Here is an 11111-nt window from a genome sequence, read left to right as displayed (position 1 = left end):
CAAGCCCCGGGCGCCTTTGCGCCTTTTGTGGAATAGAACTATAGTTGTTGAATTATTTCTTCTTAATAATAAATCCGCTATCGTTTCTGATCAGCTTCAGATTATTGGGAAGCGTTAAATCGGTCAGTATCTTCACCAGCGAGTCGGTCTTTTCAAATTTACCATCGAAGTAGATCTCTGTTACATCCGACGGATAATAATAGATGGCTACACCGTAATAATTACTCAGCTGATCGAGGACCTGCGCCATTGGTTGATTATTAAATTTATACCAGTCCGGCTTTGCATTCCCGGTGTTGTTGTTTCCTGCTTTTACTAATATACCCGTGCCCGTAGTATTGAAATCTGCCACGATGGATCTTCCTGTTTTGCGGTAGTACCGCAGTTCTTTTCCTGGTGTAAGTACTACCTTCTTATTGTTGGGGGCTCCCTGTACCAACACCTTACCGGTGTTCAGCCGTACGGTAATCATATCTTCCCCGGGGATCGCTTTCACGTGAAAAAAGGTACCCAGTACGGTAGTATACAGTTCGCTGCTATACACCACGAAGGGGTGTTGTTTATCGGCTACTACAGTAAAATCTGCCTCTCCTGTAAGATATATATTCCTGTTGTCCCTGAACTGTTTATTATACACCATGCTGGCATCCGGGAAAAGCTGTACCACTGATCCATCCGGCAGCACGGTAGTGATAGTTTTGCCACTGGTGTTTTCTTTGCGTTCCTGTTGTTCCGGCGGAATAGATGCGATTGTTGCGGATGCAACAACTGTTTCCTTTTCCTGGTCGCGGTTTACCAGTAACAAACTTCCTCCTATCAGCACGCCTGCGGTTATTGCCGCGATGGCCAGTCGTTTCGCCCATTTTGTACGGCTATTGGCAAATACGGTTTGGCGGTGGATGTTTTTCAGCCACTGTTGGGAAACCGTTTCCGGAAAATTGCCATCGTCCTGTATCTGCAGAAATTCTTCTTCCGGCAGGTATTTCTCCAGCATATCCGGATGTTCCTGCAGGTAGGTGGCTACCTCACGGGCTTCTTCCGGTGTGCATTGATTGCTAAAGAACCGCGCCAGTAATTCGTCATTTATCATGTTATGTACGGCTGATAGATAAGTAATACGTTTGTGAAAGACAGACTACTTAGTTGAAACCTAAAAATATTTTCAAAACGGGAAAAGCCAGGCTATGAGGGGAAGCAGCAGACGGAGATAATGTTTTATTTGCCTGATGGCCTGAAAGATATGTGACTCCACAGTTCTGGACGACAAGGAAAGTTCATGCGCTATCTGCTGATGGCTCATACCTTTAAATCGGCTCATTTCAAATACTTTGCGGCGCATCGGCGGCATTTCTTCCAGTGCGTGGGCCAGTTTATGTTGCAGCTCTTTTTCGGCCAGCCGGCCCCAGAGGTCATCTGCCGGCAGGGTGTACTGCTCAATTACGTGGATCACCTTTTCTTTGTACACGGTTTCCTTCCGGAGAAAGTCGATCAGGGTGGTACGGGCAATCCGGAACAGCTGGAGCTGTACGTCGAGATCGTCTGCCAGGCTTTCCCGGTAGTTCCAGAACTTGATGAATGTAAGCTGCGCCACCTCCTCTGCGATGAAAGGAGACTTTGTTTTCCGGAGAATAAAATAGTAGATCCTTTTGTGGCACGAATAGTATACTTCATTAAATACCAAAAGGTTACCTTGTTTCAAAGCAGCTATAGTATTCACAACGTGGCGTTTTACACCGGCAATTTAAATAAATAAATGCGGGAATTCCTATAGGGGGTGATAATGAGGTGGTGGAGGAGGGAAATCGGGGACTTTTGTACGGAGAATTTTTTCAGCGATTGTTAACGGCATTATCGATATCTTGAAATGTAAATATCAAAGATTTAAAATGATGAACTTTTTAAGGAACATTTTCAAAAAGGCTGGAGGAAGAACTGAATTCAATATTGAAGTATATATTAAGAAGCATTTAAAGGAAGTAAATGATAAGGTTCCCATGCTGGAAGAGAGGTATGGCAAGGATTTCTTCTCTTTTTTTTACAGGCATGATGCAGATGAAATGATACGCAGGGAGCTGTTAAAAGTACTTGAATTTTCAGCGTCAAGCCTGGATTGCCTGGATAACGATCATTGGCCCCAAAAGCATCCTTTTAATTTCCCCGGAACATTTTATACCGGAGAGTCTGATAGTTGTGGTACAGGGGAGACAGAAGCGCCTTTTAATGTACTGTTTGACGCCAATTGCCAGGAGTATGTTTTTAAACAACCCCAAAGTTATGCTGAATTGTTGTGCGTTATCGATGCCGGGGCTGTAGAGGTGTTCGACAGCTATTCCTGTAACGGGAATAAATATTGGACGTATAGTCAATGTAAAAATTGGTGGGCCGGTAAGGCCGATTTAATATACCAGTTAAATGACTCCGCCCTAAAAGAAATGAACAGGGGAAGGGAACAGCTTTATATAGATTACCTCAATTCGGATGCAGAATATGATCTGAGAAGATATTGTTTTTTCTTAGAGAATAACTTTTATCCTGGTGATGGAGTAGCGTTACCCGATTTATAAGGATCAGGAAAAGTATAAAAATTCTTCTTAACAGAAAAAATAAAAACATCCCCTACATCACGCAGGAACTCAGAAAAATACCTGTAAACCAGTAGAAAAAATACCTGCTTACCAGTAGATCAATGAGCCGGAAAAGCATTTACTTTTGATGATGAAAGATGGTAATCTAAGTATATTGCAGATTACAAGGCAAAAGACCGTTTCAGAACCGGCTACCTGTATTTTGGACAAAGCATATTAAACCAACATGATCATTCATCCTTTTAAGTATTCCCGGGTACCGGGCATCTTTTTTACGCTGATACTTCTTATTACAGCGGGTTTGTGTAATGCACAAGTTGCCTTAACACCGGGAAAGATTCCTTTTGAAACAAAATATCTCAAAACCGGGAAGTATGAAATGGGCTGCTATATTGTAGATGGGGGCAGGGAGACGGAGATCAGCTCATTTATCATTGATATTAATGCGAACAAAGAAACGATGTCTATCGTTACCACACTAAACCTGGTTGGCGCTGGTGACCCACGGATTGACACCATTATTTCTGATGGGAAAACTTTCACGCCTCTTTACAGGTCCTCATTCAACGATAAGTATGAGCTGATGCTCAACTATGGAAAGGAAGTTACAGGGTATCATTACGACAAACAAAGCCGGAAGAAACGCGTCATCAAAGAACCGGTAAACGAAGCTTTTTTTGATGGTTATTGCTATCCCTATTTACTTGGATTACTTCCCCTTGCTTCCGGATACAGTGCCAGCATGCCGGTGTATGATTACAGACCGGAGAATACCGTTAATCTGAAAAAGGCGATTATTGAAGAAGTAACCAGCGGTATGTATACCAGCAGTCTTACCGGTGCGCATAAGGTTTGGCTGGTGACTGTTTTTGAACAGGCCACCAACGATAAGTATGTGTATTACATCGACAAAGAAACACGCAGGTTATGGAAGGTGGATATATTTTCCAATGCCGGCCAGCATATTCTGATGGTTGACAGAGAGACAGATTTTAATCCTTTCAAGAGCACTTTTGATAAAGTGGCTACCATGAAACTGATAAAGTCGGGCAGTGCGGTTATCAGTGGACAAGTGTATGCAAAAGACAATGAAAATGAAGGAATGCTTAGTGGTATTGCAGTGATTAATATAAATAAAAAACAATACGCCCGTGCAGGTACATCCATTGTTTTGATCCCCTATACCGATTTCTTTAAAGAATGGATAAAATTAAATGAAGCATCCAGGAAAAAGGGAAGAGCAGTACCACTTCCGAAAGAAGCGGCGGAATGTATCAAAACAACAACTGTATATGATGACAAGGGCCATTTTGAATTTGTAAACCTGATGCCCGGCGACTACCTGATTTTTGCGGAAATTGGTTATGTACATACGTCCAGGCGAACTGAAGTGGTAGGTTATACGGATACTTATGTAAATGGCCTGTACCAGGGAACCTCTGAGAATACAACTGTCAGAAGTTATGTTGGTAACACTTCAGCCACTGTTAAAAAGGTAGTGAAGATAGAAAAAGAAGGAGAGACGGTAGAAGTGAAATTGAAGAAGACGTTATAGTTATTGCAGAATGAATTTTCAGGCAGCCGGAGATTAATCCTCCGGCTGCTTTTTTTATCTTCATAGTCGGATCATCCTGCGCTTACCTGCGTACCAATTCTACCCTTCTGTTGCTGGCTTTACCTGCTTCCGTTGCATTAGAGCCTATGGGTGATAAGGGGCCGACCCCTTCCGCCGTCAATTGTCCGGCACTCACACCATGTTTGGTGGTCAACTCATTTACAATAGCGGTTGCCCGTTGTTTTGACAGTGTAAGGTTATGCTGAAAATCCCCGGTATTATCGGTATGCCCAACGATAAATACTTTCTGAGAGGGATCCGCTTTTAAAAAGCTGGCTATTTCTTTCAAACTGGGAGTAGATTCAGGTTTTATAGTTGCCTTGTCGGTGTCAAAATAAATACCGTAAAAGGCCATTTTCCCTTCTTCTTTCATTCCTTTTTTTATCTGCTCGGCGGTGATGGCTTCCACATCCTGGCGCATAGCGCCTTCTTTTACACTGGTTACCGTATAATAGCCGCTGCCGTCTGTATAAACCTGCAACCAGTATATGTCGCTTCCCTTTTTGATTTTGCCATACAGCGTGCTGTTTTTGTTATAGGCATCCGGTAGCTCACCACCTGCCTTTACAATGGCATTCTTATAATTTTGATAGATCTGAACGGGTGCGGGTCGATTTTCAAAGTCACCCAGCCAGCGAAAGGATACTTCCAGGAATTCTCCGGATTTTTCCACAACGCTATAACCGTTTGGGGATTTGTCGTTCAGCGTAAACTCCAGCTTGTCGAACTCCCGGTTAACGCAATCCGATACTTCAAAATTGGACATGTTGCTGAACAAGGGATGGCCCGGGCATTTTTGTCCATAGATATTACTGGTCACACCAATGCAGGTGATAAGCAGAAGGTTAAAAAAGAAAGAATGTTTCATAGTTGAAAGGATGATGACTATTTACATATTGAGCAGCCCGTTGTAGTTGATAACAACGGCGTCTATCCGTAAAAATAGTATTTTTTTGTTATCACTTCATGGCACAATTTACTTTTCCGGATCTGGTAATAACAGCAGCCGGAGAAGGCACATTATGGATGCGGTGGAAAATCAGTATGGGTACCAATCGGCCTTACATCTAACCAGAGTGTATATTGACGGCCATTCGTCTGCCATCTGTTAAATAATCTCGCTTCGAGGAACATCCATCTTTGCCTAATTCTTTTTTTAACACTCACCGATGTGGCACTGTTGTAATCATCTGATAATTTATTCAGTCTCCGTACAAAGTCCACCTCATCATTGTAAATGGCCAGCGCTAACTGATGGTCCGGGTTCAACCCAACTTCATGTTCGCCACGGCCATGATCTTCATCTACTTCTTTTTCTTTCTCCTTTTTCCCCGTTTTCTTTTTCTTCTCCTCCCTGATTTGATGTAGCTGCTCCAGTACCGATACTGCTTTTACATAAGGAAAGCATCTTTCCGGAATAACAATTTCCCCACCTCCGGACATGATATAGTAACATAATTCATTCCCATGCTCCTTATCAAGGATCTCAGTATGATTACTTTCTTCGTTAGGTGACCTTACCGCTCCAATGTTTGATTTGATATATATAGCAACAAAACTGTCGCCATATACAATACCGTCAACAACGGTTGCCAGTTTCTTTTTTCCTACGGGTGTTACATAAAACCCGCGTCCTTTACCGATATGATTAGCTGAATCCACTTTTTCCACTGCAGGTCCCTTCGCCACGAGGCTTTCCAGGTTTGCGAAATCGGTTTCATGCACCCCGAGTTTTTTCAGCCCCTTGTAGGTTTCAGGAAAGTTTTCCCAGCCAAAGTCTTCGGGAGACTGGCGACGTTTTGGCTGCTGGCTTACCTCGGGTAATGAAAAGCTTTGCAGTCCTTTAAAATCTTCCTCTCCGAATCCTGCTTCCTCTCCAAAACCTTCTCCATATCCTCCATCTTCCTCTTCTTCAGATGATTCCTTTTCCAGGTCTTCAACTATATCACTCACGCTGCTATCGTCGCTTTTAAGCAGCCGGATCAGCCTTAGCAGTTCCGTTTTCTCGTTGTCTTTCAGCGGCTTGGTTATTCCAAGGTGCGGACTCCAGCCTATGGCGAGCTTCAGGTCTGCCAGTTTCGACGATTCGGTGACGTCCACGCCGTTGATCTGCATCAGTTGAGCCGTAGGTACAACCGAAGCAGCCGCCTGCTGTTTGAATCCCTTATAAGGCCCGGTTGCAGGATCTTTCGATAACTGTACGGCCTTTTGTCCCATTTCATCCGCTTCTTTTTCCAACCCTGAATCATTATTGATATTTACCTTACCCTTCAATTGCATGGTGGGCGTTACCCGTCCCTGTTTCTGCTGTACAACATGCCAGGCTTCATGCGGCAGGTGTTTTTCCTGGCCGGATGCCAGGTGTATATCCGTTCCCTGGGCAAAAGCGTGCGCCTGTAGTTGTGAAGGCTTGCCTGAATTGTAATGTACGTTTACATCATCCATTGAATAACCCGACAGGTTTTCAATGCCGGATTTAAGGTTATCAGGCAAACCGGTATTATTGGACTTTAATTGAAATGGCTTAGGCCCATTACGCATTTGTAACGGATCTTCTTCATGATCCTTTTCATCAGATGCTCTTTGAACTGGCTGAACAGCGGGCTTCGATATTCCTGAAATACTATGGTTGTACGCTGCAGCGGAGGATGGTGAATGTATCACCCCGCTATACTGGTTTTCATGTGACATAATATGAGGGATTGGATTATATCATATATCGTAATTTACATCATTTGGGTTATAAAATGATGTAAAATCATGACAAGCCCGCTTTGAAATGATGGCTATCTAACCACCATCCCCGTTATCCCCCCGATGATATCATTCAAACCCACCGGTTTCTCATTTTTCCAGTAAGTGGCTTTGCCATCAAGATAACCAGCTATATAAACGTCGTTTCCTGCAACCGTGATAACACTTGCGCCGGCGCCGGAGGCCTCTTTGCCATCGGTGAGCCTCACCGCTTTCCCGTTTTTCCAGTAAACAATGATATTGGCGCCTTCCGCATTCCTGTCGATCCCGGTTACGTATACATCATTGCCGGATACCGCAATAGCATTGGCCCTGCAGCCACCGGGAAGTATCACCGGTTCACCGTTTTTCCAATACATGGCCACTTCCTTTCCATCTTCATCCGTTTTAAAACCTGCTACATAAATGTCGTTGCCGGATATGGCAATAGCATGGGCTTCCGCACTCTTCTGTCCGTCCGACAACGAGATGGCGGCGCCGTTTTTCCAGCAGGTGGCCACATAGTTGCCCTGATCATTTGGCTGGTAACCGGCTATATAAACATCGCTGCCGTTGAGTGCAATGGCATGTATTTCAGCGTCTGCACCCAACGAGGTGGGGGCGCCGTTTTTCCAGTATACTGCATCGCCGCCATTGCTGCCAATCACATGTACATCCGGGCCGGATATAGCGATGCCAACTGCTTTGGAAAATGTTTCCCCGTTGGCGAGCGTTACAGCTTTCCCGTTTTTCCAATAGGTAGCAACAGGCTCTCCGGCGGTGTTATATTCGTGACCGGCAACATAATCATCATCGCCGGATACTGCGATAGCAGCCGCTCCTGCGGTTGTTTTGCCATCCGTTAGCCGGATTGTTTTTCCATTTTTCCAATAGGTAAGGCCAGGTTCTTTACCGGAATAGTCGTCATATACCGCTAATATAGCAGGAGAGGACTGGGCTTTAACTGTGGCGGTAAAAGTTAACAACAATGCCAGCGTGCTGGCCAGGGGTTTAATTTTTCTGATCATGCTTTATTTTTTTGCAGGTGTTCCGTTTAGGGTATCTGATTAAGGGCTTAAGATACGATTTTTTATATACCGGAGAAGAGGTAGGTGCATGAAAAAAAGCCTTCGGATCATCCTGACCGAAGGCTTTTAAAAAAGTATGATAACAGATTTTATTTGAAAAGATGAATGACCAGGTTTACTTCAAATGTTCCATTGGTGTAGTTGCTCAAACCTGCCGTCTGCGAGTTGTATACCAGCTGGAATCCGGCTATGGACCTGTAGTTTACGCCTGCGCCGGCACTAAAGCTCTTCGAAGAATGATACATGGCAAACGCATTCAGTTGTTGTTGTAAGAAGATGAAATTAGCGCCGGCATCAATAATATTATCATACCCTTTCACACCACGCATACACACTTTAGGTTCTATTGAATTCAACTGCCCGTCCATTTCAAATTTATATCCCGCTGCAGCGAAGTACAGGGCGCGATCTATTCCATCGTCTTCGGCTTTGTTTTTAACAAAGCTAACCAGGTTTGGGACAGATGCCTGCACCGTAAGCCCTTTGCGGGTGTAGGCCATGCCGAAGTCGCCTTCAAAGTAATTATCCCTTCTGTTGAAGGCGTTGATGTAGGTGTCGGTTATATCGCCATTGACCCCTTTGGTGTCCAGCCGGCGGTTTATAAATGCGGCCGACAGGCCAAAATGCAATACCCCTGCGCCGCTTAAACTCAATGGAAGGTGGTAAGCATAAGTGAAGGCTACTTTTGTACTGTTGATCAAGCCGGCTTTATCGTTAAAAATATTCATGCCAATGCCTACGCGCTTTCCGAGCATATAGTCGGCCGTAAGGGCTTTGGCCACCGGCGCCCCCGGTATATCTGACGATTGCCGCTGGTAAGCCGCGTACACATGTAACCCGGTGTCGATACCTGCCATTGCTGCATTGGCCATGTACTGATCCAGGAAGTATTGCGCCGCCAATGGCTCATACATCATGGTAGGATTGCCCGCAGTTTGTGCGCCTGCATATTGACTGCTGAGAGCGAAAGCTCCCAGCAGCGTGATATATCTCACATACTTTTTCATAGTCGTTTGCTTAGTAATTTGCATTGACAATTGTGATAAACCCTTTAAACTTCGGTGTGTTACCGCCCAGATCAATAATATAATAGTAGGTTCCTTCTGCCAGCCGCTGACCATTTACGGTACCATTCCAGTTGTTGGTATAGCCGCGCTGATGGAATACCATGCGTCCTGAACGGTCAAATATCTTTACTTCATTTTGCGGGTACATATCGATATTCTTTACCACCCACAGGTCGTTTTTGCCATCGCCGTTAGGAGTCAGGATATTGGTGGCTTCCAGTTTATAGTCCTCTTTAACAGTGATTGTGATATCCTTCGTAACGCTGCAACCGCTGCTGCCGGTGATAGTTACCTGGTAGTTGGTGGTAACCGCCGGGCGGGCTACGGGCGAAGCGGTAGTTGGATCATTCAGTCCTGTTGCCGGGGTCCATAAGTAGGTATGGCCGCCGGAAGCCGTGAGTGTGATCGTTTCTCCCTTACTGATTGTAGTGTTTCCATTTGCCCGTACATTACCCACAGGTAATGGGTTTACAGTTACTATCACTGCTGCGGAGAGTACGCCGAAATTGTTATCGTAAATCGCTTTTACGGTATAGCTGCCGCTTTCGCTCACGGTCAGCGATTGGCCGCTGGCTCCGGGTATCTGGATGCCGTTGCGGTACCACTCATTGGTGGTTGTGCTGCTGGATTGTAACGTGAGCGTATTGGATTCGCAGAAAGTGGTACTGCCCTGGGCCGTGATTACCGGCGCCGTCCATGCAGTAACGACAATAGTTTGTGTAACCGTTTGCGCCGGCTCGTAGTTGCTGTTACCCGGTTGTGAAGCGCTGATGTTGGCAGTGCCTACTGCTCCCACGTGTGCCGTATTGCCGTTGATACTGATGGAAGCGGTATTGTCGCTGGTAAACGTAACCGGTAGTCCGGAGCTGGCAGTGGCAGTGAGTATGAAATCAGGATCTCCCTGGTTTTTATTACCTGTTTGAGTGAAGGTAATTTGCTGCTGTGCCTTTGCAATTGTCAGTTGACCATCTGTAAAGGAGATGTTATAATTGTTGCTGGTTAAGCCAGAAGGCGTAATGACATAAGTGCCTGCATTTATGGCTCCCTGCGACGTACCTGTGTAGGCAAGTGTGCCGGTTAAACTGGTTGCTGCATCTCCATTCACGAATCCGGTATAATCTACGCCGTTGCCGCCCGTATAGCCGTTACCGCTATAGGTGCGTACTTCGTCTTTGGCTTTAATATTCAGCGTCGCTTTGGCAACGCTGAATGTTTGCGTGACTTGTGTGGCCGGCGAGTAGTTGCCGTTACCTGCCTGGTCAGCTGCAATGGTTACATTGCCTGCGCCGGTAATGGTAACGGTGTTGCCGCTGATAGTGGCGGGCCCGCTTACCACGCTGTAGCTCACCGCTAACGCACTGCTGCTACCGGCGCTGAGCGCAAAGGCAGCGTCGCCATATGTTTTACCGGTGATGGCCGGGAAGGTGATGGTTTGTGGTGCCAGTCCAACGGTTAAGTTGCCATTAACCGCAGTGAAAGTATAGTTCGCCGCGGTGAGTGGTGTTATATCCACTGTAATAGGATAGGTACCTGATGCACTGCTATTATTTGCAGTAGTGCTGAGAGCAGCAACGCCAGTAATCACGCTATTGTTTTCCCCGTTCACAAACCCGCTGATGGTGTAAGTGAGTGCAGGATTATTAGCGCCATATACTTTCTGTTTATCATCTGCAGTTACCATCAGCGTGGCCGGCGTTACCTGGAACGATTGGCTCACCGCCGCTGCTGCGGTATAGTTAGCATCTCCTGCCTGTGTGGCGCTGATGGTTACATTGCCCACGCCGGTGATAGTGACGGTATTACCGTTTACGGTAGCCGGACCGGAAGTAACGGCATAGGCTACTGTTAACCCTGCATCGCTACCGGCGCCGAGTGTAAAGGCAGGGTCACCATATGTTTTACCGGTGATAGCCGGGAAGGTGATGGTTTGTGAAGCTTGCGTAATAGTAAGTGATCCGTTCACAAAGCTGAAGTCGTAATTAGCTGCTGATAATGCACCATTGGTAACCGTAATCGGATAAAC

9 protein-coding genes are annotated in these 11111 nt (G+C 45.6%); 2 read left to right on the top strand and 7 right to left on the bottom strand.

Going from position 1 to position 11111, the window contains the following annotated elements:
* Positions 1 to 52: 52 nt before the first annotated feature.
* Both PV783_RS19655 and PV783_RS19650 read right to left on the bottom strand, forming a co-directional pair.
* Positions 53 to 1090: a FecR family protein gene (locus PV783_RS19655; protein WP_420989264.1), complete on the bottom strand. Its 1038-nt coding sequence runs from the start codon at positions 1088 to 1090 to the stop codon at positions 53 to 55.
* A gap of 72 nt (positions 1091 to 1162) precedes the next feature.
* Positions 1163 to 1717, bottom strand: coding sequence for a sigma-70 family RNA polymerase sigma factor (locus PV783_RS19650; protein ID WP_159454470.1), 555 nt, complete (start codon positions 1715 to 1717; stop codon positions 1163 to 1165).
* A 169-nt stretch (positions 1718 to 1886) separates the two neighbouring features.
* Here PV783_RS19650 and PV783_RS19645 point away from each other — a divergent pair, with 169 nt between their 5' ends.
* Both PV783_RS19645 and PV783_RS19640 read left to right on the top strand, forming a co-directional pair.
* Positions 1887 to 2564, top strand: a complete 678-nt coding sequence (locus PV783_RS19645; RefSeq protein ID WP_420989263.1) for a hypothetical protein — start codon at positions 1887 to 1889, stop codon at positions 2562 to 2564.
* Between the two features lie 247 nt (positions 2565 to 2811).
* Positions 2812 to 4140, top strand: a complete 1329-nt coding sequence (locus PV783_RS19640) for a hypothetical protein (protein WP_079473091.1) — start codon at positions 2812 to 2814, stop codon at positions 4138 to 4140.
* Between the two features lie 82 nt (positions 4141 to 4222).
* Here the strand turns inward: PV783_RS19640 and PV783_RS19635 are convergent, their stop codons facing one another.
* The 5 genes from PV783_RS19635 to PV783_RS19615 all read right to left on the bottom strand — a co-directional run.
* On the bottom strand, positions 4223 to 5068 hold the full coding sequence (locus PV783_RS19635) for an OmpA family protein (RefSeq protein ID WP_420989262.1): 846 nt from the start codon (positions 5066 to 5068) through the stop codon (positions 4223 to 4225).
* A 152-nt stretch (positions 5069 to 5220) separates the two neighbouring features.
* A complete protein-coding gene (locus PV783_RS19630; protein WP_420989261.1) occupies positions 5221 to 6891 on the bottom strand; it encodes a DUF4157 domain-containing protein in 1671 nt (556 codons plus the stop codon).
* Between the two features lie 95 nt (positions 6892 to 6986).
* Positions 6987 to 7961, bottom strand: a complete 975-nt coding sequence (locus PV783_RS19625; RefSeq protein ID WP_420989260.1) for a hypothetical protein — start codon at positions 7959 to 7961, stop codon at positions 6987 to 6989.
* 149 nt (positions 7962 to 8110) lie between these two features.
* Positions 8111 to 9028, bottom strand: coding sequence for a PorP/SprF family type IX secretion system membrane protein (locus PV783_RS19620; protein WP_159454471.1), 918 nt, complete (start codon positions 9026 to 9028; stop codon positions 8111 to 8113).
* A gap of 10 nt (positions 9029 to 9038) precedes the next feature.
* On the bottom strand, positions 9039 to 11111 hold a 2073-nt coding region (locus PV783_RS19615; protein ID WP_420989259.1), incomplete at its 5' end, for an MBG domain-containing protein.

Origin of the sequence: Chitinophaga sp. CC14 (genome assembly GCF_048957795.1) — a bacterium.
GTDB lineage: Bacteria > Bacteroidota > Bacteroidia > Chitinophagales > Chitinophagaceae > Chitinophaga > Chitinophaga ginsengisegetis.
This window is presented reverse-complemented; position numbering and strand designations above follow the sequence as displayed.

Bases quoted from the DNA above. Each gene is read 5' to 3' on its own strand.
- PV783_RS19645 (WP_420989263.1), top strand. From the start codon at position 1,887: ATGATGAACTTTTTAAGGAACATTTTCAAAAAGGCTGGAGGAAGAACT.
- PV783_RS19630 (WP_420989261.1), bottom strand. From the start codon at position 6,891: ATGTCACATGAAAACCAGTATAGCGGGGTGATACATTCACCATCCTCC.
- PV783_RS19640 (WP_079473091.1), top strand. From the start codon at position 2,812: ATGATCATTCATCCTTTTAAGTATTCCCGGGTACCGGGCATCTTTTTT.
- PV783_RS19620 (WP_159454471.1), bottom strand. From the start codon at position 9,028: ATGAAAAAGTATGTGAGATATATCACGCTGCTGGGAGCTTTCGCTCTC.
- PV783_RS19635 (WP_420989262.1), bottom strand. From the start codon at position 5,068: ATGAAACATTCTTTCTTTTTTAACCTTCTGCTTATCACCTGCATTGGT.
- PV783_RS19625 (WP_420989260.1), bottom strand. From the start codon at position 7,961: ATGATCAGAAAAATTAAACCCCTGGCCAGCACGCTGGCATTGTTGTTA.
- PV783_RS19655 (WP_420989264.1), bottom strand. From the start codon at position 1,090: ATGATAAATGACGAATTACTGGCGCGGTTCTTTAGCAATCAATGCACA.